Origin of the sequence: Actinacidiphila acidipaludis, from assembly GCF_019890725.1 — a bacterium.
Lineage (GTDB): Bacteria > Actinomycetota > Actinomycetes > Streptomycetales > Streptomycetaceae > Actinacidiphila > Actinacidiphila acidipaludis.
Genome location: NZ_JAINZZ010000002.1, coordinates 1 through 26,996, shown reverse-complemented (window position 1 = coordinate 26,996; position 26,996 = coordinate 1). Strand labels below are relative to the sequence as shown.

The 26,996-nt window shown below is 73.7% G+C and carries 19 protein-coding genes, 1 other RNA gene and 1 pseudogene; 10 read left to right on the top strand and 11 right to left on the bottom strand.

What is annotated here, in order from left to right:
• Positions 1-2: 2 nt before the first annotated feature.
• The 5 genes from K7862_RS01875 (at position 3) to K7862_RS01855 (ending at position 7,813) form a co-directional block, all read left to right on the top strand.
• A complete protein-coding gene (locus tag K7862_RS01875; RefSeq protein ID WP_222959756.1) occupies positions 3-860 on the top strand; it encodes a PhzF family phenazine biosynthesis protein in 858 nt (285 codons plus the stop codon).
• A gap of 580 nt (positions 861-1,440) precedes the next feature.
• On the top strand, positions 1,441-1,665 hold the full coding sequence (locus K7862_RS01870; protein ID WP_222959753.1) for a type A2 lantipeptide: 225 nt from the start codon (positions 1,441-1,443) through the stop codon (positions 1,663-1,665).
• A gap of 145 nt (positions 1,666-1,810) precedes the next feature.
• Entirely contained in the window at positions 1,811-2,608 is a 798-nt protein-coding gene (locus tag K7862_RS01865) for a hypothetical protein (RefSeq protein ID WP_222959751.1), read from the top strand.
• Positions 2,605-4,869, top strand: a complete 2,265-nt coding sequence (locus K7862_RS01860; protein ID WP_372461478.1) for an NHLP family bacteriocin export ABC transporter peptidase/permease/ATPase subunit — start codon at positions 2,605-2,607, stop codon at positions 4,867-4,869. The genes K7862_RS01865 and K7862_RS01860 overlap by 4 nt, the downstream gene beginning before the upstream one ends.
• A 1-nt stretch (position 4,870) precedes the next feature.
• Complete coding sequence (locus K7862_RS01855) at positions 4,871-7,813, top strand: NHLP bacteriocin export ABC transporter permease/ATPase subunit (RefSeq protein WP_372461477.1); 2,943 nt, start codon at positions 4,871-4,873, stop codon at positions 7,811-7,813.
• A gap of 66 nt (positions 7,814-7,879) precedes the next feature.
• On the opposite strand, the gene K7862_RS01850 is transcribed toward K7862_RS01855, so the two are convergent.
• Together K7862_RS01850 and K7862_RS01845 are read right to left on the bottom strand one after the other, a co-directional pair.
• The gene (locus tag K7862_RS01850; protein ID WP_222959749.1) at positions 7,880-8,842 is read right to left on the bottom strand and encodes a threo-3-hydroxy-L-aspartate ammonia-lyase; all 963 of its coding nucleotides are present in this window, start codon (positions 8,840-8,842) and stop codon (positions 7,880-7,882) included.
• A gap of 370 nt (positions 8,843-9,212) precedes the next feature.
• Positions 9,213-10,352, bottom strand: coding sequence for an endo-1,4-beta-xylanase (locus tag K7862_RS01845; RefSeq protein WP_222959747.1), 1,140 nt, complete (start codon positions 10,350-10,352; stop codon positions 9,213-9,215).
• Between the two features lie 135 nt (positions 10,353-10,487).
• Between K7862_RS01845 and K7862_RS01840 the strand changes: the two genes are divergently transcribed.
• Positions 10,488-11,702, top strand: a complete 1,215-nt coding sequence (locus K7862_RS01840) for a cysteine desulfurase-like protein (protein WP_222959745.1) — start codon at positions 10,488-10,490, stop codon at positions 11,700-11,702.
• Here the strand turns inward: K7862_RS01840 and K7862_RS01835 are convergent.
• The 3 genes and pseudogenes from K7862_RS01835 to K7862_RS01825 all read right to left on the bottom strand — a co-directional run bounded on the left by K7862_RS01835 (position 11,674) and on the right by K7862_RS01825 (position 16,133).
• Entirely contained in the window at positions 11,674-12,177 is a 504-nt protein-coding gene (locus K7862_RS01835) for a sigma factor-like helix-turn-helix DNA-binding protein (RefSeq protein ID WP_222959743.1), read from the bottom strand. The two genes, K7862_RS01840 and K7862_RS01835, sit on opposite strands and share 29 nt — an antisense overlap.
• 165 nt (positions 12,178-12,342) lie before the next feature.
• Positions 12,343-14,463, bottom strand: a complete 2,121-nt coding sequence (locus K7862_RS01830) for a glycosyl hydrolase family 18 protein (protein ID WP_222959740.1) — start codon at positions 14,461-14,463, stop codon at positions 12,343-12,345.
• 405 nt (positions 14,464-14,868) lie between these two features.
• Positions 14,869-16,133: pseudogene (locus tag K7862_RS01825) on the bottom strand (glycoside hydrolase family 43 protein).
• Positions 16,134-16,345: 212 nt separating this feature from the next.
• Between K7862_RS01825 and K7862_RS01820 the strand changes: the two are divergent.
• Entirely contained in the window at positions 16,346-17,599 is a 1,254-nt protein-coding gene (locus tag K7862_RS01820; RefSeq protein WP_222959738.1) for a PP2C family protein-serine/threonine phosphatase, read from the top strand.
• Between the two features lie 423 nt (positions 17,600-18,022).
• Here K7862_RS01820 and K7862_RS01815 read toward each other — a convergent pair whose 3' ends face one another.
• Positions 18,023-19,630, bottom strand: coding sequence for a CYTH and CHAD domain-containing protein (locus tag K7862_RS01815; protein ID WP_222959736.1), 1,608 nt, complete (start codon positions 19,628-19,630; stop codon positions 18,023-18,025).
• Between the two features lie 153 nt (positions 19,631-19,783).
• Here K7862_RS01815 and K7862_RS37240 point away from each other — a divergent pair, with 153 nt between their 5' ends.
• Positions 19,784-19,912 (top strand): LPFR motif small protein, encoded by a 129-nt coding sequence (locus K7862_RS37240; protein WP_308011793.1) that lies wholly within the window; start codon positions 19,784-19,786, stop codon positions 19,910-19,912.
• Between the two features lie 10 nt (positions 19,913-19,922).
• Here K7862_RS37240 and K7862_RS01810 read toward each other — a convergent pair whose 3' ends face one another.
• From K7862_RS01810 to K7862_RS01795, 4 genes are all read right to left on the bottom strand, one after another.
• The gene (locus K7862_RS01810; protein WP_308011792.1) at positions 19,923-20,558 is read right to left on the bottom strand and encodes a class I SAM-dependent methyltransferase; all 636 of its coding nucleotides are present in this window, start codon (positions 20,556-20,558) and stop codon (positions 19,923-19,925) included.
• Positions 20,559-21,043: 485 nt separating this feature from the next.
• Positions 21,044-22,279, bottom strand: coding sequence for a helix-turn-helix domain-containing protein (locus K7862_RS01805; RefSeq protein ID WP_222959734.1), 1,236 nt, complete (start codon positions 22,277-22,279; stop codon positions 21,044-21,046).
• 164 nt (positions 22,280-22,443) lie between these two features.
• Positions 22,444-22,846: RNase P RNA component class A (gene rnpB, locus K7862_RS01800), an RNA gene on the bottom strand.
• Positions 22,847-22,929: 83 nt separating this feature from the next.
• Entirely contained in the window at positions 22,930-24,546 is a 1,617-nt protein-coding gene (locus tag K7862_RS01795; RefSeq protein ID WP_262412526.1) for an RNB domain-containing ribonuclease, read from the bottom strand.
• Between the two features lie 66 nt (positions 24,547-24,612).
• Here K7862_RS01795 and yaaA point away from each other — a divergent pair, with 66 nt between their 5' ends.
• The gene (gene yaaA, locus K7862_RS01790; protein WP_222959732.1) at positions 24,613-25,395 is read left to right on the top strand and encodes a peroxide stress protein YaaA; all 783 of its coding nucleotides are present in this window, start codon (positions 24,613-24,615) and stop codon (positions 25,393-25,395) included.
• A 173-nt stretch (positions 25,396-25,568) separates the two neighbouring features.
• Positions 25,569-26,189, top strand: coding sequence for a bifunctional 4-hydroxy-2-oxoglutarate aldolase/2-dehydro-3-deoxy-phosphogluconate aldolase (gene eda, locus K7862_RS01785; RefSeq protein WP_222959730.1), 621 nt, complete (start codon positions 25,569-25,571; stop codon positions 26,187-26,189).
• 25 nt (positions 26,190-26,214) lie between these two features.
• Here eda and K7862_RS01780 read toward each other — a convergent pair.
• Positions 26,215-26,996, bottom strand: a 782-nt coding sequence (locus tag K7862_RS01780) for a histidine phosphatase family protein (protein ID WP_222959728.1), incomplete at its 5' end; no start/stop codon positions are given.

The window sequence follows — 26,996 nt, the reverse complement described above, 5'->3', positions numbered from 1 at the left end:
GCATGACGACTACTGCATCCGGACCCGCGGTCCTGCGCTACACGGCCTTCTCGCGTGACCCGGCGGGCGGCAACCCCGCCGGCGTCGTGCTGGACGCGGGGGCGCTCACCGACGACCAGATGCTCGCGATCGCCGCGGAAGTGGGCTACTCCGAGACGGCCTTCGTGGTGGCCCGCGACGAACGCACCCTGGACGTGCGGTACTTCAGTTCCAAGGCCGAGGTGTCCTTCTGCGGGCACGCCACCGTCGCCACCGCGGTGGCGCTGGCCGAGCGCATCGGACCGGGTGACCTGCTGTTCCGCACGCCCGCGGGCGAGGTGCCGGTGGCCGTGGCCGCGGGCGGGGACGGCGCGCTGCGGGCCACCCTGACGAGCGTGGAGCCACAGGTCGAGGACGCCCCCGCCGCGGCCGTGGACGAGGCGCTGGCCGCCCTCGGCTGGGACCGCGCGGAGCTCGACCCGGCGCTGCCGCCGCGGTTCGCCTACGCGGGGGCCCGCCATCTGGTGCTGGCCGCCGCCACCCGCGCCCGGCTGGCCGCGCTCGACTACGACTTCGAGCGGCTGGACGCCCTGATGACGTCGCTGAACCTCACCACGATCCAGCTGGTGTGGCGGGAGAGCCCGGCGGTCTTCCACGTGCGCGACCCGTTCCCGGTCGGCGGGGTGGTGGAGGACCCGGCGACCGGCGCGGCCGCGCTGGCCTTCGGCGCCTATCTGCGCACGCTCGGCCCGGTTCCGGAGCGGCTCACCCTGCACCAGGGCGACGACCTCGGCCGCCCCGGCGTGCTGAGCGTCGAACTGCGCTCGGGCGACCCGCGGGTGCGGGTCTCCGGGGAGGCCGTGCCCATCACCGCGGCCTGACGCCCCGCCCGATCCGACGGCGGCCGCCCACCCCGGGCGGCCGCCGTCGCCGTGCCCGGACCCGTACGCGAACCCCCCGGAACCCGCGAGGGGCATCGCCTGCCGGGCTGCCGCCGCGATGTCCGACATCACCGCACATGCCCTGATCATGCGCACTGTCGGACGAACTGGCGCCACGCATACCGGTATTGGCACGACCGCACACCACAGGTACAGAAACTGCACAGCTTCTGGCGGATTCTGACCACAACCGAACGGCGACCGCGCCGCGTGCGCAGGGGTGTTCGAGCGAAATGGGCGGCACGGCGTCACACGCGGTACGAATCGGTGGGCCGTGTGAAGAACTCGTTCCGGTCCGGTGACGCGATTCTTCCCGGGTAACCGTTTCCGCAGCCCACGGCCCGGGCACGGCTGGCCGGGCGGCCGATCACGTGCTTACATCGACCGCCAAGCGGGAGTTGCCGATACGCATTCCGGATCCCGGGGCGTCGCACGACCGTTGAATTCGGCCTGTCCGGACAGATTCCGGCGGCCGGAATCTCTTGTGGAATTTCCAGTGCAACGAAGGGAAAACGCACTCATGCGCAACACGCCCCAGGTCGAGACCCGCGAGATTTCCGACACCGAGCTGGACGGCGTCTCGGGCGGCATCAGCATCTCCGGCGGCGCCCAGATCGACGGTCTGGACACCCTGGTCGGCTCGGCCACCTCCGCCCTGCCGTCCCTGCCGGTCGGCGAGGTCGTGGGCCTGGTCACCGGTGCCGCCGGCACCCTCACGGGTGTCACCGGCATCGCCGGTATCTGAGGCTGCCTCAGACTCAGCTCGCACATGGACCCCGGGGCCACCACGGCCCGGGGTCCCTGCGGTGTCCCCGCGCCCGCCGCCCGGCGCGCGGCACCGGAACACCGCGGCCGCAAGCAGGGCCGCCCGCACGTGAAGGAAGTGGTCGGTGGAGTTCCGCCAGAAGGCGCTGGCCAAACTGCAGTCACCGGAAGAGCTCGACCTGCCGGTGCGTTTCGCCCGGCCGCAGGGCCGGCTCGCGCTCGCCGTCTGCGTCGTCGTCCTGGCGGCGGCCGGAGTGTGGGCGGTGACCGGCACCGTCACCAGCAAGCTGAGCGCGGCGGGCGTGCTGACCCGCACCGAGGGCAGCTATGTGCTGCAGAGCCCGGTGGCCGGCCAGGTCGTGCAGGTGCGCGCCAAGCCCGGTGACACCCTGCCCGCCGACGCGCCCGTGCTGGACGTCCGCACCGCCACCGGCGTCCAGTCCGTGCACACCGTGGCCGCGGGCCAGGTGGTGACGCTGACCGCCGCCATCGGCGCGGTGATCACCACCGGCGCGACCGTGGCGACCCTCGAACGCGCGGGACGGCCCGGCGAGCCGCTGGTGGCCATGCTGTACGTGCAGGGCGGCACCGCGCGGATGCCGGTGGGCGCCCCCGTGGAACTGGCCGTGCCCTCCGTGCCCGGGCGGTACGGCACGCTGCGCGGCACCGTGGCCGGGGTCGGGCAGCCGCAGTCGCGCCAGCAGATCGCCGCCTTCCTCGGCGACCCCGTCCTGGCCGGGCAGTTCGCGGCCAAGGGCGCGCCGGTACCGGTGCTGGTGCGGCTCGCGGCGTCCGCCTCGAACCCGTCCGGCTACCGCTGGTCCACGGCGGGCGGCCCGCCGACCCGGCTCACCTCGATGACTCCCGTCGGCGCCTCGGTCCACCTGGCCGCGGAGCGCCCGCTCGACTGGCTGCTGCCGTGAGCCCCCGGCACTTCCCGGCCCCCGCCCCCTCGCGCGGCGGCCGCCACCGCCCCGAGGCGGCGGCGGTGCCGCGCGGACGGCGGCCCCGGCGGGTCCGCACCCCCTCGGTGCTGCAGATGGAGGCCGTGGAGTGCGGGGCGGCGTCGCTGGCGATGGTGCTCGGCCACTACGGCCGCTTCGTACCGCTGGAGCAGCTGCGGATCGCTTGCGGGGTCTCCCGGGACGGCTCCCGGGCGAGCAACCTGCTCAAGGCGGCCCGCAGCCACGGCCTGCGGGCCAAGGGCATGCAGATGGAACCGGCCGCCCTCGCTCAGGTCCAGGCGCCTGCCGTGCTCTTCTGGGAGTTCAACCACTACGTGGTCTACGAGGGCATGTCGGGCCGGCTCGGCCGGCAGGGCGTGCACATCAACGACCCGGCGCGCGGCCGCCGTTTCGTGCGCACCGAGGACTTCGACACCAGCTTCACCGGCGTGGTGCTGACCTTCGAACCGGACGCGGGGTTCCGCGGCGGCGGCCGCAAGCCAGGCATCCTGCGCGCCCTGCCGGCCCGGCTGCGCGGCACGACCGGCACCCTGCTGGCCGCGATGACGGCCAGCTTCCTGCTGGTGCTCACCGGGGCGGCGGCGCCCGCGCTCAGCCGTACCTACATCGACCGCTTCCTGATCGGCGGCCAGCGGTCCCTGCTGAGCACCCTGTTCCTCTCCATGGGCGTGCTGGTCGCGCTCACCGCGGTGCTGACCGCCGTCCAGCAGGCCAACCTGCTGCGCGGCCGGATCATCTCCTCGACGCTGACCAGCGCGCGCTTCATGCGGCACCTGCTGCGGCTGCCGGTGCAGTTCTTCGCCCAGCGCAACCCGGCCGACCTGGTGCAGCGGCTGCAGTCCAACGACTCGGTCGCCGAGACGCTGGCCCGCGACCTCGCGGCCGCGGGCGTCGACGCGGTGGTGGTGCTGCTGTACGCGGTGCTGCTCTGGACGTACGACCCCCAACTGACACTGCTCGGCGTCCTGGTGGCCCTGCTGAACGTGGTGGCGATGCGGGTGGTGGTCCGGCTGCGGGCCACCGGTACCCACAAACTCCGCGCCGACACCGCCAAGTTGACCAACACCTCGTACAGCGGCCTGCAGCTGATCGAGACGATGAAGGCCACCGGCGGGGAGAGCGGCTACTTCCGGCGCTGGGCCGGCCAGCACGCCGCCACCCTGGACGGGCAGCAGCGGCTCGGTGTGCCGAGTGCCGCGCTCGCCGTCGTCGCCCCCACCCTCGCCGCGCTCAACAGCGCGCTGATCCTGCTGATCGGCGGGCAGCGGGCGGCCGAGGGCAGCATCTCGGTCGGCCTGCTGGTCGCGTTCCAGGCCCTGGTCACCAGCTTCACCGCGCCGGTCACCCGGCTCAACGGAGTGGCCGGCCGGGTCCAGGACTTCGCCGCGGACGTGACGCGCCTGAAGGACGTGGAGAGCTTCCCCGCGGACGCCCGCTACACCCGCGGGCGGCGCGGCGGCGCCGGTCCGGGCGCGGCGGACGCCGCGGGCACCCGGCGGCTGACCGGCCATGTGACCCTGGAGAACGTCACGTTCGGCTACAGCCCGCTGGACCCGCCGCTGCTGAACGGCTTCACCCTGCGGGTGGGTCCCGGTCAGCAGGTGGCGCTGGTCGGCGGCTCCGGCAGCGGCAAGTCCACGGTGTCCCGGCTGATCTCGGGCCTGTACCGGCCGTGGGAGGGCGTGATCCGGATCGACGGGCAGCGTCTGGAGGACATTCCGCAGAGCGCGCTGGCCTCGTCGGTGTCCTTCGTCGACCAGGACGTCTTCCTCTTCGAGGGCACCGTGCGCGACAACGTGGCGCTGTGGGACCCGTCGGTGCCGGACGACGCGGTGCTCGCCGCGCTGCGGGACGCCGCTGTGGACGACGTGATCGCCCGCCGGCCGGGCGGCATCCACTGCCGGGTGGAGCAGGACGGCCGGAACTTCTCCGGCGGCCAGCGGCAGCGCCTGGAGATCGCCCGCGCGCTGGTCCGCCGGCCGAGCGTGCTGGTGCTGGACGAGGTGACCAGCGCCCTGGACGCCGAGACCGAGCGGCTGATCATCGACAACCTGCGCCGCCGCGGCTGCGCCTGCGTGGTCATCGCCCACCGGCTGAGCACGGTCCGCGACAGCGACGAGATCGTCGTGCTGGAGCGCGGCACGGTCGTCGAGCGCGGCCGCCACGAGGAACTGAGCGCGGCCGGCGGGCCGTACGCGGAACTGGTCAGGGAGCGCTGACGTGACCTCGGTGCACGACCCGCTGCTCCAGGCGCCCGGCCCCGGCGACCTGGTGATCGGCGCGATGGGGTCCCTGGGCCACGCCGTGGACTGCGCGGGACTGCGCAGCCTGCCCCTGGAGGGGCCGCACGTGCTGTGGCTGGTGGTCGAGGGCGCCATGGACCTGTTCGCGGTGGACGCCGCCGCGGACGGCCAGTGGCACTTCCTGGGCCGGCTGGAGCCGGGCACGCTGCTCATGGGCCCGGTGGAGGGCCCGCAGTACACGCTGGTGAGCCGCCCGCTGGACGGCTGCGCGGTGCGCCGGATCCCGCTGCGGGAACTGTTCGCGCCCGCGCAGCCGTACGCGATGGACGACACCTACGGCGGCCAGGGCGCGCAGGGCTGGTACCAGGACCCGTACGGCCAGGGGTACGGCACGGGCGACGTCGGCTGGGCGTACGGCGGCGGGGTGCCGCAGCTCAGCGCGCTGGAGCAGGCGTTCGCGCAGGGCGTCGGACGCGGGCTGCGGGTGCTGTTCGAGGCCCGGGTGGACGGCCGCCCGGCCGCCGGCGGCGCGTCGCCCGACGACGACATCCAGTGGATGCCGGTGGACCCCGGCACGGTCCGCTACGGCGCCGAGTTCGGCGCGGAGGCCGACGGCCAGCTGCTGATCGACGGCGGGATGTGGCAGCGGATGGTCAACCAGCAGTCGCGGCTGCTGATCGCGCTGGGCCGCTGGATCGAACGGCTGGAGCGCGACCACGAGGAGCGGGCGGCCGCCGGGATCAAGGCCGGCGAGGCGGCCGGCGACCGGGCGCAGCAGGCGCTGCTCGCCTCCATCGCGGGCGCGGCCCCCGACGACCGCGGGGAGGGCGGCGGGGACGCCGTGCTCGCCGCCTGCCGGCTGGTCGGGGCCGCGGCCGGCATCGAGGTGCGGGAGCCGGCGGGCGGCGCCGACGCCGCCGCGGCGCCCGGTGAGGCCGCCGCGCCCGGCCGTACGTCCCCGGTCGAACGGATCGCTCTCGCCTCGGGGTTCCGCACCCGCGAGGTCGCACTCGGCGACCGCTGGTGGCGGCAGGACGCCGGCCCGCTGCTGGGCGCGCGGGCGGCGAGCGGCGCGCCGGTGGCACTGCTGTGGCGGCGCGGCGGCTACCAGGCGGTCGAGCCGCGCGGCGGGCGCCGGACACGGATCGACGCGTCGAACGCGGCCGGTTTCGCGCCCGCCGGCGTGATGTTCTACCGGACGCTGCCCGAGGAGCCCGTCTCCACACGGCAGTTGCTGCGCTTCGGCATGCGCGGCAGCGGGCCCGACGTGGGGCGGCTGCTGACCGGCAGTCTGATCGCGGTCGGCCTGGGCGCGCTGGTGCCCATCGCGACCGGCCGGATCCTCGGCTCCTACGTGCCGCAGGCCGAGAAGGGGCTGATCGTCCAGACCGCGCTGGCCATCGTCGCGACCACGCTGGTGTCGGCGGCGTTCATGCTGGTGCAGAACACCGCGATCCTGCGGCTGGAGGGCCGGATCGAGGCGGGCCTGCAGCCTGCCGTGTGGGACCGGCTGCTGCGGCTGCCCACCCGGTTCTTCGCCCAGCGCTCGACCGGGGAACTGGCCGCCGCCGCGATGGGCGTCTCCGGCATCCGCCGCATGCTGTCGGGCACCACCGCGGTGGCCGTGCAGTCCGGCACCGTCGCCGTCGTGAACCTGGTGCTGCTGGTCTGGTACAGCGTGCCGCTGGCGTTCGCGGCCCTGGGCATGCTCGCGGTGGTCGCCTCGGTGTTCCTGGCCACCGGGCTGTGGCAACTGCGCTGGCAGCGGCGCCTGGTGGAGCTGAACAACAAGCTCGCCAACCGCTCGTTCCAGACGCTGCGCGGGCTGCCGAAGCTGCGGGTGGCCGCCGCCGAGAACTTCGCCTACGCCGCGTGGGCCACCGAGTTCGCGCGCAGCCGCGAACTGCAGCAGCGCGTGGGCCGGATCAGGAACGTCACCACCGTGTTCAACGCGGTGTACCTGCCGTTCTGCACGCTGCTGCTGTTCATGCTGCTCGCCGGTCCCGCCCGCGGCAGCCTCTCCCCCAGCAGCTTCCTCACCTTCAGCTCGGCCGCCACGATGATGCTCACCTCGGCCACCCAGCTGACCGGCGCGCTCGTCTCGGCGGTGTCGGTGCTGCCGATGGTCGAGCAGCTGCGGCCGGTGCTGGAGGCCGCGCCCGAGGTCCCCGCCGCCAGCGCGCAGCCCGGGACGCTGTCCGGCGCGATCGAGGTCCGGGGGCTGTCGTTCCGGTACTCCGACGACGGGCCGCTGGTGCTGGACGACGTGTCCTTCCAGGTGCGGCCGGGCGAGTTCGTGGCGGTGGTGGGCGCGAGCGGCTGCGGCAAGTCGACGCTGCTGCGGCTGCTGATCGGCTTCGACCGGCCGGTCGCGGGCGGGGTGCTCTACGACGGCCAGGACCTGGCCGCCCTCGACCAGGCGGCGGTGCGCCGGCAGTGCGGGGTGGTGCTGCAGAACGCGCAGCCGTTCACCGGCTCGATCCTGGAGTGCATCTGCGGCGCGGAGTCGTACACGCTGGAGGAGGCGTGGCAGGCGGCCGCGATGGCGGGGCTCGCCGAGGACATCAAGGCCATGCCGATGGGCATGCACACGGTGCTGGCGGACGGCGGCGGCGCGGTCTCCGGCGGCCAGCGCCAGCGGCTGATGATCGCGCAGGCGCTGATCCGCCGCCCGCGCATCCTCTTCCTCGACGAGGCGACCAGCGCGCTGGACAACGGCACCCAGCGCACGGTCATCGACAGCACCAGGGCCATGCGCACCACCCGGATCGTGATCGCCCACCGGCTGTCCACGATCATGGACGCCGACCGGGTGCTGGTGATGGCCGAGGGGCGGGTCGTCCAGCAGGGCGCCCCCACCGAGCTGCTGGCCGGGCAGGGGGGGCTCTTCCACGAGCTGGTCCGCCGCCAGCTCCGCTGACGGCGGACGCCTGGGTCGGGCGCCGGGCAGGGCGGCCGGGTCAGCCGGCGGGCAGGGGCGGCGAGGTCAGCCGGCGAGCAGGGCGGCGTACCGTGCCGGGTCGACGTTGCCGCCGCTGACGATCACGCCGACGCGCTGCCCACGCAGCTCCTCGCGCATCCGGCGCAGGGCGGCGAACCCCAGGCACCCGGTGGGCTCCACCACGAGCTTCAGATAGGTCGCGAACACCGCCATGGCGTCCACGAGTTCGTCGTCGGTCGCGGTCACCACGGCCGGCCGGGCCCGGCGCAGGACGGCGAAGGTCAGCTCGCCCAGGTGCTGGGTCTGCGCGCCGTCCGCGATGGTGCGCGGGGTGTCGATGTGCACGATGCGGTCCTCGCGCAGCGACCGCCGGCCGTCGTCGCCGGCCTCCGGCTCCACGCCGAACAGCCGGCAGTCCGGGGCCAGCGCTCCCGCGGCCAGCGCGGTGCCGGACAGCAGCCCGCCCCCGCCGAGCGGCACGAACAGCGCGTCCAGCGGCCCCTCGTCCTCGAACAGCTCCTTGGCGGCCGTGCCCTGCCCGGCGATCACGTGGGCGTGGTCGTACGGCGGGACGAGGGTGAGCCCGCGCTCGGCGGCCAGCGCCCGGCCGATCTCCTCGCGGTCCTCGGTGTAGCGGTCGTAGGTGACGACGTCACCGCCGTAGCCCTTGGTGGCCGCGACCTTGGCCGCGGGGGCGTCGAGCGGCATCACGATGGTGGCCGGGATGTCCAGCAGCCGCGCGGCGAGGGCGACGGCCTGGGCGTGGTTGCCCGAGGAGTACGCGACGACGCCCGCCCGGCGCTGCTCGGGGGAGAACTGGGCGAGCGCGTTGTAGGCGCCGCGGAACTTGAAGGCGCCCATCCGCTGGAGGTTCTCGCACTTGAAGAGCACTTCGGCGCCGGTCTGCCCGTCGACCAGCCGGGACCTCAGCACCGGGGTGCGGTGGGCCTGTCCCTCGATGCGCCGCGCGGCGGCCAGCACGTCGTCGTACGTCGGAAGGTCGGACATCGGCGGCTCTCTCCGTTCGCGGCCCCGGGGCGGCGGTCACCTCCCTCTCGGCGGTCGGCCCAGTCTCTCAGCCCCGCCCGGGACGGCCGCGGCGGCTCCGTCCGGGGAGGAGGCGGCGTGCCGCCGGTCCCGTCCCGGGGGGAGCGGCGGCGTGCGGCCGGTCCCGTCCGGCGCCCTCCGGACGGCACCGGCCGTGCGCTCATCGGCGGCCCCGGGCGGGGGCCGGACGGGACGGCTGCGGGTCGGTGGTGCACCCGCCTTTGCGGCAGTTCTCGTTCGGACAGGACATGGGTCACTCCCTTCTCGCCTACTCAATAGGCGCACGGGGACGCGACTCAGTTCCCTCCGGTTCCTGAGAACCCGGTGATTTTCACCGGCGGCCCGCCAGCCTCAGGTCCTGGGCGAGGGCGGTGTAGGCCGACTTGGGCTGGTAGTTCTCGTCGAAGATGTTGGCCTGGCCCTCGCCGGTGAACACCCCGGGCACCCACGAGTACTTGTCGGTGAAGCCCCACACGGTGAAGTCGGTGCAGCGCCGGGTGAGCAGGCAGCCCTCCAGCAGCGTCTGGTAGGCCTCGTCCTGCGCCTCGACGTCCGTGGCACTCGCGGGCAGCGTGATGCGCACGTCGGCCTCGGTGATGGCGGTCTGGACGCCGAGCTTGTCGAAACGGGCCATGTTGTCGGCGATGTCGTGCGGCGCCGGGTACTGCACGTCCAGGTGGCCCTGGATGCCGACGCCCTGGACCGGCACGCCCTCCTTGCGGAGCCGCGCGACGAGGTCGTAGAGCGCGGTGCTCTTCGCGTTGACGCCCTCGATGTTGTAGTCGTTGATGTACAGCGCGGCCTTGGGGTCGGCCTCGTGGGCCCAGCGGAAGGCGTCGGCGATGTAGCCGGGGCCGAGCTTCTGCAGCCACACGTCGTCGCGCAGGGTGCCGTCCTCGTTGAACGCCTCGTTGACCACGTCCCACTGCCAGATCCGGCCCTTGAAGTGCGTGACCTCGGCGGTGATGTGGCGGTGCAGGATGTCGCGCAACTCGGTCGCGCTGAAGTCGCCGTCGGTGACCCAGGACGGCAACTGGCTGTGCCAGACGAGGTTGTGGCCGCGCACGAGCTGGCCGTGCGCCTGGGCGAAGTCGACGAGCCGGTCGGCCTGGGTGAAGACGAAGGTCCCCCGGGCGGGCTCGACGGTGTCCCACTTCATCACGTTCTCCGGGGTCACCGAGTCGAACTCGGTGGCCACCTTCTGCGTGTACGGCGCCTCGTCCGCCAGCGCGTCGGAGTTCACCGCGGTCCCGATGCGGATGCCCGCCTTCTGCGCGAGCTGCCGCAGCGTGGCGCCGTTCGCCGCGGCCCTGCCGGAGGATGCGGCGCCGGGCGCGGCCGCGGCGGGGTCGTGGGCGGCGGGCGTGCCGGCGTTCGCGTCGGCCGACACGAACAGGACGGAGGCGGCGGTCAGGAGGAGGCCGGCCGCCGCCGCGCCCACACCGGCAGCGGTGCGCGTCACCTTGTACATGGTTGGTCCTTTCAGGCACGCGTGGGGAGAATCCCGAGCATGCGCGAACGAAACTTTCGATGATGGCTTCGCAACTTGCGGACGCACCTTAGGGTCTCCCCCGGGCGCGGTCAACACTTCGCGCAAGATGGAGCCATGGCCTTCGACGTCGCGCGCGTACGCAGCGCTTTCCCCTCCCTCGCCCTCAAGGTCGCCCACTTCGACGGCCCCGGGGGCTCCCAGGTCCCGCACCGGGTCGCCCAGGCGGTGGCCGACACCCTGTGCGGCGGCATCTCCAACCGCGGCACCGTCACGGCCGCGGAACGGCGCGCCGACGCCGTGGTCACCGGCGCCCGCGCCGCCGTCGGCGACCTGCTGGACTGCCCGCCCGCCTGCGTGGTCTTCGCCCGCTCGATGACCCAGGCCACCTACGACATGGCACGGGCCCTCGCCAAGGGCTGGGACCCGGGGGACGAGGTCGTGGTGACCCGCCTCGACCACGACGCCAACATCCGCCCCTGGACCGCCGCCGCCGCGACCGCGGGCGCGACCGTCCGCTGGGCCGACTTCGACGCGGCCACCGGTGCGCTGCGCGTGGACGACGTGGCGGCCGTGCTCTCACCCCGCACCCGTCTGGTGGCCGTGACCGCCGCGTCCAACCTGCTCGGCACCCGGCCCGACATCCCGGCGATCGCGGAGGCGGCGCACACCGTGGGGGCGCTGGTGTACGTCGACGGCGTCCATCTCACCCCGCACGCCGCGGTCTCCCTGCCCGCCCTGGGCGCGGACTACTACGCCTGCTCGCCGTACAAGTTCTTCGGCCCGCACCACGGCCTGCTGGCCGCGGCCTCCCCCGGCCTGCTGGAGGACGTCCACCCGGACAAGCTGCTGGCGTCCACCGAGACCGTGCCGGAACGCTTCGAACTGGGCACGCTGCCCTATGAGTTGCTGGCCGGCACGACGGCCGCGGTGGACTTCGTCGCGGACCTCGGCGGCTCGGGCGAGGGCTCCCGGCGGGCCCGGCTGCTGGACTCGATGCGGCAGGTCGAGGCGCACGAGGAGGCCCTGTTCGACCGCCTGCTCGACGGCCTGGCGGCGATCGGCGGCGTGACCGTGCACCCGGCGCCGCGGCCGCGCACCCCCACCGCGCTGTTCTCGCTGGCCGGCCACCCGCCGCAGGCGGTGTACGAGCACTTGGCGGCGCGCGGAGTCAACGCCCCGGCCGGCAGCTTCTACGCGATCGAGGCGGCCCGCCGCCTCGGGCTCGGTCCGGCCGGCGCGGTGCGCGCCGGGATCGCGCCCTACAACGACGCGGAGGACGTGGACCGGCTGGTGGCGGGGGTCAGAGAACTCGCTGCAGCCAGTCGGTGAGCCGGCCCGTCATCTGCTCGTGGGCGCGCCGCAGCCGGGTCTCCACGATGCCCGCCGGCACCTCGGTGATCCGGGCTATCTCCTCCTTGGAGAGGCCCTCGGCGTCGGCGAGGAAGACGGTGATCCGCACGATCGGGGCGAGGGTGTCCAGCACGCCGTACACCACGTCGTCCGCGGAGTGCGGGGGCCCGGCGGCGGGGCGCCGCGCCCCGTGGCCGGGGGCGTCCTGCTCGAACCAGGCGGCGACCAGATGGCCGTAGAGCCAGGCCCGCACGCTCCCCGAGGGGCGGGCCCAGTGGAAGTCCAGGTAGGCGCGGTCGAACGTGCGCTGGACGAGGGCCTCGGCGGCCTCCCGGTCCGGCACCAGCTGGAGGGCGCCTGCGTAGACGCGGTCGAGGTGGGTGAGCACCTCCTGCTCGAAGCGCTCATCGCCCGGGCCGGTGACGTCACGGAACGGCTGGACCATCGTGCTCATCTCGAACTCCCCACCCATCCATCCTTACGATCGATGATCGATCACTATTCTTCTGCCCCGCGGATGTGATGTCCAACACGTAAACCGCATCGACGCGATAGGCGCTGTCTATGACGAACCGGCGGCCGCCCGGAGGCGGCCGCCGGCCCGCGTCGCGCACTCGGGTCAGGAGACGGTGACGTCGTCCGCGTGGTACGTGCCCTGGCCGTACCAGCCGTGGACCCAGATGGTGACCGAGGTCGTACCGGATCCGGTGGTGAAGCCGGTCTTGAGCTGCGCGTACGCACCGCCGGTGCCCGGCGTCCAGTTGCTGGTGTCGCTGGTGCCGGTGCCCGTCACGCCGAGGTAGACGTACGAGCCGTTGACGTAGGCGGACAGGGTGTAGGTGTGCCCCGCCTGCACGGTGACCGTCTGGGAGCACTGGGCGTCGTCGCTGTTGGACGCGGCGCCGGCCAGGGCGTGGCTGCCGCCGTGCACGGGCGAGGAGACGACGCTTCCGGTGCCTCCGGTGCAGGTCCACGGGGACAGGCTGCCGGTCTCGAAGTCCCCGTTGACGACGATGCCTCCGCCGCCGCCCCCGCCGGTGGTGCCCCCGGTGGTGGTGCCGCCCGTCGTGGTACCGCCCGTCGTGGTACCGCCCGTCGTGGTACCGCCCGTCGTGGTACCGCCGGTGGTCGTCCCGCCGGTCGTCGTGCCCCCGGTGGTGGTGCCGCCGGTCGTCGTGCCCCCGGTGGTCGTCCCGCCGGTGGTACCGCCGCCACCGGAGCAACTCCCGGCGCTGCCGTTGACGTCGTTCACCACGGCGTTGAAGAGCGTGGCCTGCGGATCGAGGTCGTACAGCGAGAACATCATCGCCCCGCCGAGGGCGTTGCAGTGGATGTAGTCGGCCCGGGCCTGGATGGAACGCGCGGACTCACCGCCGTAGAAGTTGGTGCCGTCGTAGAACCACGCGGACTGGGTCGTCGGGTCCCAGAAGGTGTCCGAGGCGTTGTCGACGACGCCGGTCAGCTCCTTGTACATCGCGACGCCGGGGACGTTGCCGCTGAGCGTGTGCCCGGCCGACGGCCCGGTCGCCGACTGGTAGAGCCCGTGGTTGCTCCCCGCGGGCACTCCGGTCCAGCCGCGGTAGTAGAACGGGATGCCGAGGTTGACCTTGCTCGCCGGGAAGCCGCCCGGGATCCCGTAGGCGCTGTCGCCCGCGGTGTACGCCTTGATCACCGAGTCGATGACGTACTTCTCGTTGCCCGGTGGGATGGTGCCCGACGGGTCGCTCGCCGAGGGGTACAGCGGGTCCTGGAAGTTCGTCGGTCCGGTGGTGTCCCAGGCGCCGTGCATGTCGTACGTCATCACGTCGCCGAAGTCCAGGTACTGGCCGATCTTGTCGGTCTGCACCTTGGCGATCTTGTCCTGGCCGCCGGGCAGCGCGGCGGTGAGGGCGTAGTGCTTGCCGTCCGCCGTGCCCTGGGTGTTCAGCTCGCTGCGGAACTCGGCCAGCAGCGCGGTGTAGTTGGCCGTGTCGGCCGCGCTGTAGTGGTTGCCGAGGTGGCCGCCGGACGAGCCCGGGTACTCCCAGTCGATGTCGAACCCGTCGAAGATGCCCTTCGCGGTGCCCGGCCCGCCGAAGCCGCCGGAGGCCGGGATGTTGCCCTTGATGAACATGTCGACGCAGGACGACACGAACTTCTGCCGCGAGGCGGAGCCGGCGGCCACGTCCGAGAAGTACTTGGAGTAGGTCCAGCCGCCCAGCGAGAGCAGGATCTTCAGGTTCGGGTGCTTGGCCTTCAGCTCCTGGAGCTGGTGGAAGTTGCCCGCGATCGGCTGGTTCCAGACGTCGCTGGTGCCGTCCACGCTGATGCTGCCGTCGAAGGTCTTCTGGTAGTCGGCGAACTGGTCCCCGGCGCCGTCACCGGCATTGGGGTCGTTCTCGCCGCCCGGGTCCGGGTCGGTGGCCTTGGTCGCCTCGAAGCAGGTCAGGTTGGACGGGTCGATGTTCTCGAAGTCGTAGATCAGGTAGTCGAGTTTGCCCGCCAGCCCTTCGGTGTCGAGGGCCTTGGGGTAGAAGGCGTTCTGGTAGATGCTCCACTGGTCGTAGTACGCGACCTTGAGGCCGCCGCTGGTGGCGGCCGGCTGTGCGACGGTGCTCGCGTTCGCGGCGGACTTCGCGGCGTCCGGCGAGGCGTGCGCGCTCCCGCCGCTCACCAACACCGCCAGGGCTCCGACGACGAGGCCGAGCACGGCGACGAGGCTGGTCAGGGACGGTCTGATCGAGGGTCTTGCCGAGCGCATGGCAACCTCCTGTGGCAGGACGGGACGTCGACCGGCCTCCCGTCCGGATGGGGGGCAACAGGTGCAGGTGCGGTGGTGCGCGGTTCACAGACGGTTCCGGGCCGAGGAACGCGGCCCGGACGTGGGCACGGGCACGCCGAAGGGCATGCCGGGGGCCGGCGTCGCGGGCGTTCACCGGAGGGCGGGACGACCGGCCAGGTTGTGGCAGGTTGTGGCACAGACAGTTGTGGCACAGACACGACATCTGATCCAAGGACAGATGTACTGGCGGGTTCTGACCCGGTCAAGGCTTTGGACTAGACCAACCCAAGAACGGACTAGACCAATTGTCGCGGCCGCGGGCGCGCGTCACCGCACGGCCGGCGGCTCCGGCCGTGCGGTGACGTGGGACTCCGCGACGGCGGCTCACACCCCGGCGACGGCGGTGGCCGCCGGGCGGTAGTCGAACCAGTCGAAGGCCGCGCTTCCCTCGGTGACGTACATCCCGATCACGCGGCCGGTGAAGCCGGTGGCGACCTGGGTGGAGAGGTAACGGCCGTCGAGCCGGGCGATCTCGTCGGGTCCCGCACCCTCGGCGCCGACCGAGAAGACGATCGTGTCCGGGCCGTTGGCGCCGACGCCGGCCGGCCCGTCCGCCGGGTGCGCGGCGTCCGTGACGGAGGGCGGCAGCAGGCCGGTCGTACGGACGTCCACGGCCAGGGTGAGCGGCCCCGGCGGAACCGGCCGCCGGGCGACGCGCTGGCACAGCGGCCCGATGCGGGCGAACACCTCGACCGCGCCGCCGCCGATCTCCAGGTCGTAGTGGTGCGCTTCGTCCAGCCGCACCGCGAGCCCTGCGTGCCCGTCGCCGGGGTCCACCCGGACCGCCACCGAGCAGTCGAGATGCTGCTGCCGCCGGCCGACGAAGGTGTGGCCGGGACGGTCGAGGGAGGCCCCGGTCGCGTGCAGGGTCAGCCACCCCGGCCGCTCGGTCAGCGACCACGAACCGTCGGGCCGGCTGCGCGGGGAGATCTAGACGGGCGACAGCGCCGGGGCGTCGAAGTCCTCACGCACCGGCTCGGGTTCGAACGGCCGCGGGCGATGGAGACGCCGTGCCCCTCGGCGGTCCCACCCTCGGCGATCATCAGGTACCACCACGCGCCGATCCGGTACAGGTGCGGGGCCTCGGGATACTGCAGCCCGGTCCCCGACCACACCGGGAGCGGGCCCTCCAGCACGCGTCCGCCCAGCGGGTCGATCCGGGCCACCTCGACCCCGGAGACCGCGCACCAGCACGAGCCGTCCTCGTCCCACGCCAGGTCCGGGTCGATCCCCGGCAGGTCGATCCGCACCGGGTCCGACCACGGCCCCTCGGCCCGCTCGGCGGTGACGACGAAGGTCCCCTTGCCGCGCACGTCGGTGGTGATCAGGTAGAAGAGGCCGTCGTGGTGACGGAGCGTCGGGGCGTAGACGCCGTCGGAGGCCGGCACGTCGGCGGGCATGCCGAGCTGCTCCGGCCGGTCCAGTACGTTGCCGATCTGCCGCCAGTGCACCAGGTCCCGGCTGTGGAAGACCGGGACCCCGGGGAAGTACTCGAAGCTGGAGCACGCCAGGTAGTAGTCCTCGCCCACCCGGCAGACGCTGGGATCGGGATGGAACCCCGGAATGACCGGATTGCCGTAAGTCCGCACGCGTCGCCGCCTCCGAAAGTTTCGACGATCCGACCGAATATCGGCGCCCGACTCTAGGTACGCCCTCCGCCCGGGTCAAGGCCCCCGCAGCGGCCCGGTGGCGGGGCCTGCCCAGGCCCGCGGGACGTGGCGCTGCACCGCCCGTGTGATCCGGCGGCCGCCATGTGGGCGGCGCCCGTTCCGCGGCGGCCGTCCTTCGTAGGGTGGCGCTGATGACACCACGACAGACACCCCAGATCGACTACCGGGCGGTGTTCCAGGCCCTCCCGGCCATGGTGGCGCTCATGACCCCCGAACTGGTGTACGCCGACGTCAACGAGGAGTTCGTGCGGCAGTCCGGGCGTTCGCACGGGCAGCTGATCGGACGTCATCTGTTCGAGGTGTTCCCCGACAACCCCAACGACCCGGGCGCGACGGGCATGCGCAACCTCGAGGCGTCCCTGCTCCGCGTCCTGGCCACGGGTGAACGCGACACCATGGCGCTGCAGCGCTACGACGTCGAGTCGCTGGAACGGCCCGGCCACTGGGAGAAGCGGTACTGGAGCCCGATCAACGCCCCGGTGCTCGACCGGGACGGCCGGGTGGCGCTCGTCCTGCACCGGGTGGAGGAGGTCACCGAGCTCATCCGCGCCCGCGGCCGGCACGACGGCCGCGAACGGGACGCCCACGGCCGCACCAGCGTCCTGGAGGCCGAGCTCTACTCCCGCGCCCACGAACTCCAGGAGGTCAACGAGCGGCTGCGGCGGGCCCACGCCCGTGAACGCGAGGTCGCCCTCGCCCTCCAGGACGCCATGCTGCCCGCGCCGCGCCCGATGGGGCACCACCGTTCCGCCGTGCGCTACCGCCCCGCGACCGGCGCGCTGAACGTGTGCGGCGACTGGTACGACCTGGTCGAGCTGCCCGACGACCGCACGATGGTCGCGGTCGGCGACGTGGTCGGCCACGGGCTGACCGCCGCCGGCGTCATGGGCCAGTTGCGCAGTGCGCTCAGCGCCGCGTCCCGGGTGGCCCCGGGGCCCGCCCAGGCGCTGGAGGTCCTCGGCCTGTACGCGCGCTCGGTCGACGGCGCTGAGTCCACCACCGTCGTCACGGCCTCCATCGACTGGAACAGCCACATCCTGACGTACAGCAGCGCGGGCCACCCGCCGCCCGCGCTGCTCCGTGGCGACGGCACGGTGGAGTTCCTGGACCAGGCGACGGATCCCCCGCTGGGCGCGCGCCCCGAGCACGCGGCCCGGCCCCAGGCCAGTGCGGCCTTCGGTGACGGCGACACGCTCGTCCTCTACACCGACGGGCTCGTCGAGCGGCGGAACGAGGACATCGACGTCGGCCTCGCCCGCCTGGCCCGCACTCTCGCGGGTCACCTGACCACGGACCCCGAGCAGCTGGCCGACATCCTGCTCTTCGACCTCCTCCCGCCGCGGGGGGCCACGGACGATACGGCGCTGGTTGTCATTCGCCTCTGAGGGGTGACGCCTGCCGCTGGGCTATGCCTGGTCGGCTTCCGGGGTGCCTCCGGGCCGCCGTCGCCGTCCAACGGTGCGTTGTGGCTGTTCGCGCTGGGGGCACCTCCCGGGCGGAGTCTGGGGGACCCCGCGCCCCTGTCATCGCTTGCCGTTCGTCCACTTGTCGGGGGCAGTCCGGAAGCGTCTCCTCGGACTGTGCATGGCGGGTTCTTACGAATTGGCTGGTCGGGCGGATGCACATTCCTGCGGGGAGCGCTTCCTCCCCACCCCCTGGCAGCAGCGAGTGCCCCAGGGGCAGGTCGTGCCCCGAAGGGGGCGCGGGGTCCCCCAGACTCCGCCCGGGAGGTGCCCCCTGCGCGACAAGCCCACGCGGTGGCGCAAACGGCGACGGCGGCCCGGGGGCAGGTCCGGGGGCCGAGGGAGCTAGGGGAAGCGGGTGAGTTTGGGGGCGGTCACCCGGCGGGAGGCCTGGGGCAGGGCGTGCCGTGCGTCGTCCAACGTCCGCTGCTGGACAGCGAAAAGCAGCCCGTACCCGAAGGTGTCCGCCCCACGCGAGTGGGCCTCCGCGGCCAGCGGAAGGAGGGCGCGCCGAGCCACCACCGCATCCTGATGCCCACCGAGAAGCTTCTGCACCGCCCGCGCCCGCTTCCGCAACCTCCGCGCCCGCTTACCCCCGTACGGCTCCGCCGCCTCCGCACAGTGCCGCAGCCGCCTCGCCGCCTTGCGGACGCCGTGCAGCGCCTTCTCCTTCTCGCGCCCGGCGGGCGCGTCCCGTTCGGCGGCCAGCCGCTTCTCCAGCCGCCGCCGGTCTCGTTCCGCCGCCTTCCGCGCCTGCTTGACCGCGGGCTTGGCCGCCCTGCCGCGCCGCAGCGGCGGATCGGCCGCCAGGTTGTCGAGGGCGTCGAGGAGCGCGAAGTACCGCGGGCCGTCAAGGAGGGCGAGCACCTCGCGCCAGGCCACGTCGTGCCGGGCACGTTCCTGGTCGCGGACCCGGCCGGCCAGCCCCTTGAGCGCGGCGCGCGGCGCGTGCTCCTCCGCCCGCAGGAGTGCGGCCTGGTCGTGCAACCGCTCGGCCAGCACCTCGTGGTCGCGGGCCTCCGCCAACGCAGCGGTCAGCCAGTGGAGTTCGCGCGCGACGGGTTCCGTGCGGGAGCGGTCGAGGACGCGCCGCTGGCTGCGCAGCAGGTTGCGCAGCCGCCGGGCGGCCGAGCGCATGCGGTGCAGGGCGTCGGGCTCGTCGACGCGGACGCCCGGGTCCACCTGGAGCAGTTCCGTGAGCTGCTCGCGGAACCGGGTCATGACCGCGTCGCCCGCCGAGCCCTTGCGCAGCGCCTTCGCGTCCGGGCCTCGCTTGCCGCACGCGGCGGGCGGTCGCTGCCGCGTCACGGCCGCGAGGCGGTCGGCCAGTGCCCGGTCGACCTTGTGACCGGCGGTCGAACGGCGCCAGCCGGTCTTCTTCAGCCGCCGGGCGGCGGCGGGCAGCAGATCGGCGTCGCCGTCCTCCAGCTCCACCTCGATCTCGAACCACTTGGTGATGGTCGTACCGGTGCCCTTGGCACCGCCGCGGGCCGCGGGGACGTGCTCCAGCGACTGGGCGGCGACGCTGTCCTGAGCGACCTCGGCGAGCGGGTCGGCGTTCGCGCCGAGCAGCGTGTGGCGGCGCCGGTGGGTGCGCAGGTGCGCGACGGGGACGAGGTCGCGTCCGCGCGCGTACGCGACGACGCGCCGGCGCAACTCCTCCGGGACGTCACCGGGCTTGCCGGCCCGCAGCGGCGCGTGCACCTCGGTGCGGGCGCCGTCCCCGGCGGGCAGCTTGACGTGCCAGCCCTCGTCGTGGCCGCCGCTGCGACGGCGCAGGGTGACATCGTGGGTGAGCAGGCGCAGGTCGGGGGTGTCGTAGTAGATGGCGTCGAGTTCTTCGGGCTCTTCCTCGCGGACCTGCTCGACGGCAGGCAGCTTCCGGAAGTCCTCCGGATCGAAGCGCCCGGTCCCCTCGAACTTGGCTTCGCGTTCTGAGTGGACGGTCGTCATGTCGTTTCGGTTGCCCGCCAGGGGGCCGCACACGCGTCCCCATACCCGGGATAACCGGGTGATTCCGGGGCAGGCGAGGGTCGAGGCAGTCCGTAGTCATCGCTGGTCCCCCGCGTGTCCGGGGGCCGGGAGCGCCCACGAGGAGGTCGACACGTGTTCAGAGCCATCGCGGACGTGATCGCGTCCATCGGCAACGCCGTCGCCACCGTCGTCACCCTTCCGTTCCGTGCCGTCGCGCGGCTGTTCGGCGGGGCGTCCGACACGGCCCACGGGCACCACTGACGGCCGTCGCTCAGGAGCGGCGCCGGGCCCAGAAGAGGGCGTGCCCGCTTTCCCCCTCGGGCACGAACTCCTCGCGCTCGACGATCAGGCCGGCCTCGGTGATCCAGCGACGGTAGGTGGCCGCGTCGGCGTGGCTCCACCACATCGGGGCGCCGGCGCCGAGCCAGTCCTCCTCGACACCGGTCCAGGCACGGTGTCCCGTGGTGGCCACGAACCAGCCGCCCGGACGCAGCCAGCGGCCGACCCTCGCGAGGAGGCGCGGCTGCTCGTCCAGGGGGAGGTGGATGAGGGCGTAGAGGCTGACGACCGCGTCGAAGGTCGCGTCTTCGCCGGGGACGAAGGCCGGGTCCGTGATGTCGGCGCGGACGAACTCCGCGTCCGGCACCTGCTGCCGTGCCCGGCGGATCTGTACGTCACTGATGTCGGCGCCGGTGACGCGCAACCCTCGGGCGGTCAGTGCCCGGGCCACCGGCACTCCGCTGCCGCACCCCAGATCCAGCACGGCACCGCGCGGCGGGACGCACCGCCCCAACTCCCCCAGCCACGCGCGGTACTTGCCCTCGGCGCCGTACGCCTCGTCGTACCGCACCGACACGGCGTCATACCCCCGCCGCACCACGTCCCGCGGATCTCCACCACCCGTCACGGGCCGCACTCTAACCACCGACCCACCCCCCGGCGACACATTTTCAGCCCCTGGAGGGCGCGGTTGCGAAGGGACGCGGCAGCTGAAAGGCGTGAGGTTGTGATGCCGGGACTCGACCCGCGCGTTGTGGTCCTCGCACAGCAGATGCGGTTGCAGACGCTGAATGCGCTCGGCCACAGCCATGATCACTGACTCTGCCCAGTGTTCCGCCGGATGCCTGAGGCTCCGGCCGCTGCGCAGGAGGTCCTGGATGTCCACGACCCGTCGGGGTTCGACCAGTTCACTCGTGTCCACGGGTTCGCCCAGCCAGTCGAGTTGCCCCAGCGCAGCTACGGCCAGACTTTTGACGCCCGCCGAGGCTTGGCCGGCGTCGTGGACGGTCCGGCGCAGGCCGCCGTCGACGGCGAGGGACAGTAAGGACGAGGTGTCGACGAACCAGAGGGCGGGCAGGGGGGGCGCGGGTGTGGGCACCGCGCCCTCCCGCGTCAAATGAGCACCCCGGAATCGGACTCCATCACCGCGTCCCAGAGCGCCTCGTCGTCCTCGCGCTCCAGCAACGTCGCCACGACCCCCAGTCCGACGAGTCGGCTGCGGGCGGCATCCACAGCCGCGCTCAGCAGACGCTCGGGCGCCCGGACGGTCCGCCGGACCGTGATCCCAGCACCGGTGGGAGCCACCGAGGTGTGCTGGGCGACGAGATCGCCCACTCTCTGACCGCGCAGGTTCCTGCTCTGGTCATAGGTGATCAGGTCCATGACGCAGAGCTGATAGATCAGGGCTGCCAGGGAGACGCCGAACTGCTCCATGAGGGCCACCAGGCTGCGCTCGGTGACGCGCCCGGCGCTCAGCCAGCGCAGCGTCTCCCGAATGCCGTCCTCGGGCATCAGCAGATGGCCGGCGAACGCGTTGACGCGGCGTTCCTGCAGGTCGTCCGCGAACATGTCGTGCTCGCCCTCATTGATGACGTCACGCGGGTCGCCCAGCAGGTGGTGCCCCAGTTCGTGAGCCAGGGTGAACCGTACGTGTCCCTGCGAGAAGTCGGTGCTGGCCACGATCAGTGCCACGCCGTCGCCGTGGACGCACAGACCGTCCGTCTCCGTCCCGAGCGGCGACAGCGCCACGTCCACGCCGAAGTGCCGCTCGATCAGCCCGGGAAGGTCACCGAGTTCGTGCGACCCGAGGCCCACGCAGTGGCGTGTCCGCTCGGCCAGCCGTCGCCCCTGCCGTACCGCCTCGGCCTGGTTGCGCGGACGCTGGGAGAGCTCGTCGCGCGCGTAGTCGAACACCTGCTGTCCCGATGCGGTCGGCACGGCCGGCACCGGCGCCGCCCGCTGGGCCAGGACGTCCTCGACCTCCAGCAGTTGAAGGGCCCGGCGTCTGGCGTTGCCGTCCTCCCGAGAGCGGGTGTCGCCCGCCAGGCGATGGGCCATGGCCAGGGTGGGCCGAGAGGTCTGCCCGAGCAGATGGGCCACGGTGACGCCCAGCGCCTCAGCGAACTTAGGCAGCTCCCGGGCGCTGACCTTGCGCCGCCCGCGCTCGATCTTCGAGATCTGGTCCTTGCCCAGTCCGACGAGCGCACCCAGCGAAGCGCCCGTCAGGGCACGGCGGGCCCGGGCCTGCCCGATCCTGCGTCCGACCTCGGCCGGTCCCGCACCGGGCGGCGGCTCAGCCGTGGGCAGCAGGGAACCCAGTGCTTCGTTGCCCGTCAGTGCGTCTGACACAGCCGCCTCCCCGTCGTGCCGCCAAGTCTTCCTCCGCCAGTCTCACACCTGGGGCACCCCATCGCGACTATCCCTACGGACTGGTTGCGATTCGAGGGACTTCGAGGGACAGGGGGCAGCACGCCTCGGAGGTCAGCGCCTTGACCTGCAAAAACGTGAAGCGGCAGACGAGTCGGGCTGTACGCCGGGTTCTGTCACCGGGCGGCCTCGCGGCCGGCCGGGAGACGGCCATCCATCTAGGGCTGCCGTTGCCGGCAGCCTCGTGCGGTCTACCCGCGGACTCGGGCGGGCAGCCCTCGGTCGTCCGCGCGGGGTCGCGGCGAACCGCGGCCCCTCTTGACCTTGCTCCAGGTGGGGTTTACCAAGCCGTCCAGGTCACCCTGGACGCTGGTGGTCTCTTACACCACCGTTTCACCCTTACCGGGGACCGAGGTCCCCGGCGGTCTGTTTTCTGTGGCACTGTCCCGCGGGTCACCCCGGGTGGCCGTTAGCCACCACCCTGCCCTGTGGAGCCCGGACGTTCCTCGGGAAGCCCCTGGGGCTCCACGCGGCCGTCCGCCCGGCTCGTCTGCCGTGGTCCCATCGTAGTGGCTCCCCCGAGGCGCTCCGCGCACGCCCCGGCACGTCGCCTGCGCCCGGAGTCCGGTCCCTCAGGCGGGCGCGAACAGCACCTTCGCCGTGCCGGGGTCGGCCGCCGTCAGCCGGACCCGCAGCCGCCTGCCCAGCGGCAGCCGCGGGCCCCCCGGCTCGGCCTCGATGCGCCCGACGACCGCCGGATCGTCCAGGTGGACCGTGCCCACCATCCCGGCGGCACCCTCCTTGAGGTCCACCACGTACCCGTCGAACAGCTCCACCGCCGCCTCGGCCAGGTCCAGGCACTCGTGCTCCACATGGGCGGCCCGCGCCGCGCCCTGGGCCATCCGTCCCGGCAGGACGTCCAGCGCGGCCGTCACCCACTCCGGCGCCGGCCGGTCCGCGGCCGCGGCCACGCACAGTTCACCGGCGTACCGGTCCACCAGGCGCCGCAGCGGCGCGGTGCAGTGCGTGTACGCCGCCGCGACCGCCGCGTGCACGGTGTGCTCGGGGATGCGGCCGTCGCGGAAGACGGTGTACCCGGCGCCGCGCAGCAGCGTCGTGCACTCCTGCAGGAAGGCGGCGTGCGCGGTGCGGTGCGGGTCGAGACCGCGGACCACGGCCGCGTACGGCGTGCCGTCCGGCCAGGCGATGCCGAGCGCGTGGGCGACCCGCCGCAGCCGGGCCACCGAGCCGTCCGGCGCGCTGGGCAGGGTCCGCAGGATGCCGGTGCCCGAGCGCAGCATCAGCTCCGCGCCGGCCATCCCGGTCATCAGGGAGATCTGGGCGTTCCAGCCGTCGGCCGGCAGCGGGACGCGGTACGACAGCACGTAGTCGGAGACGCCCGGCGAGCCGGGGTGGGGGCGTTCGGTGATCTCCTGCTCGGGCACGTTGAGGGAGATCCCGCCCCGGGCCACCTCCAGCGCCTCGCGCAGCGTGCCGATCTCCCGGAGCAGCGCCACCGGCTCCTCCGCCGCACCCGCGTCGATGGCCGCCTGCGCCCCCGCGTAGTCCAGCCGGGCCCGGCTGCGCACCAGCGCCCTGCGGACGTCCACCGCGGTGACCGTGCCGTCCCCGTCCAGGTCGAGCCGCCACAGCAGCGCGGGACGGTCCTGGCCGGGCAGCAGGCTCGCCGCCCCCTCGCTCAGCACCGGCGGATGCAGCGGGACGCGCGCGTCCGGGAAGTACAGCGTGGTGACGCGGCGGTGCGCCTCGGCGTCGATCGCACGCCCGGGCGTCACGAACGCGGCGACGTCCGCGATCGCGTAGTGCACGCGGTAGCCGCCCCCGGGCACCCGGGCCAGGTGCATCGCCTGGTCGAGGTCCATCGAGCCGGGCGGGTCCAGCGTGTACGGGGGCAGGTCGGTCGCGTCCTCCCGGTCGTGGCGTGGGCCAGCCGCCGCGCCGGGGCCGGGCACGACGACGGGTGCGGAAACGGTTCTGACCGCCTGCGATGACGCCGCCTGGGAGGACGCCGCCTCCGAGGCCACCCCGTCCGCAGAGGCCGCCGCAGTCACAGAGGCCGCCGCAGCCTTGGAGTCCGCCGCAGTCACAGCCGCGGAGACCGCCTCCGCCTCCGCCAGCACGGCCGCCGGGAACTCCCCCGGCATGTCCGGCCCGGCCCGCAGCTCCCGCAGCGCCGTGCGCAGAGCGCAGCCGTCGGCGGCCGAGACGTGCAGGTGGCGGCGGGGCATACGGCGAGGGTACGGCGGGGCCGTAGGCTGCTGCGGGTTGTGAAGTCCGTCCGAGGGAGTCGATCCGTGCTCGTCCTGTTGCCGCCGTCCGAGGGGAAGGCCACTGCCGGCCGCGGGCGTCCCGTCGCCCTCGACGGGCTGTCGCTGCCCGGCCTGACCGCGGCGCGTGCTGCCGTCCTCGACGAGCTGGTCGCGCTCTGCTCCGCGGACGAGGACAAGGCCGCGGAGGTGCTGGGGCTCAGCCCCGGGCTGCGCGGCGAGGTGGCGAAGAACGCCGGGCTGCGGACGGCGCCCGCGATGCCCGCGGGACGGCTCTACACCGGCGTCCTCTACGACGCGCTGGACGTGGCCTCGCTGGACACGGCCGCGCGCCGCCGCGCCCAGCAGTCGGTGCTGGTGTTCTCGGGACTGTGGGGGGCGGTCCGGCTCGGCGACCGCATCCCGGCCTACCGCTGCTCGATGGCGGTGCGGCTGCCGGGGCTGGGCGGACTCGCGGCGTACTGGAAGCCGTTCATGGACGAGGTGATGCCGGAGGCGGCGGGCAGCGGGCTGGTGCTGGACCTGCGGTCGTCGGCGTATGCGAGCGCGTGGAAGCCGCGCGGTGAGGTGGCGCGGCGAACGGCCACGGTGCGGGTGCTGCAGGTCAGCGTGGTGGACGGCGTCGAGAAGCGGACGGTGGTGAGCCACTTCAACAAGGCGACGAAGGGCCGTCTGGTCCGGGCGCTCCTGACCGCCGGTGCCCGCCCCCGCACCCCCGACGCCCTCGCCGCCACCCTGCGCGACCTCGGCTACACCCTGGACCACACCCCGGGCGACCCGCGCCTCGACGTCCTGGTGACGGAGGTCTGACGCCCGGGGCCCGGGGCCCGGCGCCCGGCTCGAGCTGACGGGCCTTTCCCCGCTGACGTGCCCTCCCATCTGACGGGCTGCTGAGGCACGCCCCGGGCTCCGTCGCTGATGGGAGCGTTGCGGAGGGCGCAACGGGCGTTGCAGGGGCTGCGACGAGCCGACAGGATGCCCGCATGACATCCGTGTTCGACCTGGCCCCCGCGGTCGTGCCCGTGGTCGTCCTGGAGGACGCCGACGCCGCCGTGCCGCTCGCCCGGGCACTCGTGGCGGGCGGGCTCACCGCGATCGAGGTGACGCTGCGGACGGCCGCGGCGCTGGACGCGATCCGCGCCGTCGCGCGCGACGTGCCTGAGGCCGTGGTGGGCGCGGGCACCCTGCTCACCCCGGACCACGTCGCCGCGGCGCGGGAGGCCGGCGCCCGTTTCCTGGTCAGCCCCGGCTGGACCGACCGCCTCCTGGACGCGATGCGCGGCTCCGGTCTGCCGTTCCTGCCGGGCGTCTCCACCGCCTCCGAGGCACTCGGACTGCTCGAACGCGGCGTCAGCGACATGAAGTTCTTCCCTGCCGAGGCGGCCGGCGGCACCGCCTATCTGCGGTCCCTCGCATCGCCGCTGCCGCACGCCCGCTTCTGCCCCACCGGCGGCATCGACGCCGACCGCGCGCCCGACTACCTGGCGCTGCCCAACGTCGGCTGCGTCGGCGGGACGTGGATGGTGCCGGCGACGGCGTTGCGCGCGCGGGACTGGGACGAGGTCACCGCGCTGGCCCGCAAGGCCGCCGCTCTCACTGCCTGAACAGCGCCCGCAGCCCGGCCGCTCCTCACCCTCTGAGGTGCGCCGTCGCGTTCAGCTCCCGTACGGACGCGTTGCCGTCGGCGTAGTACGCCACCTCCGAGAGGGACGCGGGCCCGACGGCCATCCGGAACAGCGCCGCGGGCGGGGCGTCCAGGGCGAGGCGAACCAGCGTGGTGATCGGCGTGACGTGGCTGACGACCAGGACGGTACGGCCGCGGTGGCGGTCCAGCACCGCGTCCCGGGCGGCCGCCACTCGCTCCGCCACCGTCATGAAGCTCTCACCGCCGGACGGCGCGGCGTCGGCTGAGGTGAACCAGGCGTCGAGCTCGTCCGGGAAACGCTCCCGCACCTCGGCGAAGGTGAGCCCCTCCCACGCGCCGAAGTCCGTTTCCCGCAGGCCCGGTTCGACGGTCACGTCCAAGCCGAGCCGGTCGGCGGCGGCCTGCGCGGTCTGGCGGCAGCGCAGGAGCGGCGAGCTGACGACGGCCTGGACGCCCCCGCGTACGGCGAGTTCCCCGGCGGCGCGGCCGGCCTGCCACCGGCCGTGGTCGGAGAGGGCGGGATCGCTCCCGCCGCTTCCGGAGAACCGCTTCTGCGCGGTCAGCTCGCTCTCGCCGTGCCGGAGCAGCACGAGGACGGTGGCCGGGGCGTCGGGCGCGGGGGCGGTGGTGCCGCCTGCGGCGGTTGCGGGTGGGGGGGGGGGGGGGGGGGGCGGGGCGGGGGGGGGGGGGGGGGGGGGGGGCGGGGGGGGGGGGGGGGGGGGGGGGGGGGGGGGGGGGGGGGGGGGGGGGGGGGGGGGCGGGGGGG

What these genes read in the sequence shown, in the direction of transcription:
- K7862_RS01875 (WP_222959756.1), top strand. Translation starts at nt 3, where the DNA reads ATGACGACTACTGCATCCGGACCCGCGGTCCTGCGCTACACGGCCTTC.
- K7862_RS01870 (WP_222959753.1), top strand. Translation starts at nt 1,441, where the DNA reads ATGCGCAACACGCCCCAGGTCGAGACCCGCGAGATTTCCGACACCGAG.
- K7862_RS01850 (WP_222959749.1), bottom strand. Translation starts at nt 8,842, where the DNA reads ATGTCCGACCTTCCGACGTACGACGACGTGCTGGCCGCCGCGCGGCGC.
- K7862_RS01845 (WP_222959747.1), bottom strand. Translation starts at nt 10,352, where the DNA reads ATGTACAAGGTGACGCGCACCGCTGCCGGTGTGGGCGCGGCGGCGGCC.
- K7862_RS01840 (WP_222959745.1), top strand. Translation starts at nt 10,488, where the DNA reads ATGGCCTTCGACGTCGCGCGCGTACGCAGCGCTTTCCCCTCCCTCGCC.
- K7862_RS01835 (WP_222959743.1), bottom strand. Translation starts at nt 12,177, where the DNA reads ATGAGCACGATGGTCCAGCCGTTCCGTGACGTCACCGGCCCGGGCGAT.
- K7862_RS01830 (WP_222959740.1), bottom strand. Translation starts at nt 14,463, where the DNA reads ATGCGCTCGGCAAGACCCTCGATCAGACCGTCCCTGACCAGCCTCGTC.
- K7862_RS01820 (WP_222959738.1), top strand. Translation starts at nt 16,346, where the DNA reads ATGACACCACGACAGACACCCCAGATCGACTACCGGGCGGTGTTCCAG.
- K7862_RS01815 (WP_222959736.1), bottom strand. Translation starts at nt 19,630, where the DNA reads ATGACGACCGTCCACTCAGAACGCGAAGCCAAGTTCGAGGGGACCGGG.
- K7862_RS01795 (WP_262412526.1), bottom strand. Translation starts at nt 24,546, where the DNA reads ATGCCCCGCCGCCACCTGCACGTCTCGGCCGCCGACGGCTGCGCTCTG.
- eda (WP_222959730.1), top strand. Translation starts at nt 25,569, where the DNA reads ATGACATCCGTGTTCGACCTGGCCCCCGCGGTCGTGCCCGTGGTCGTC.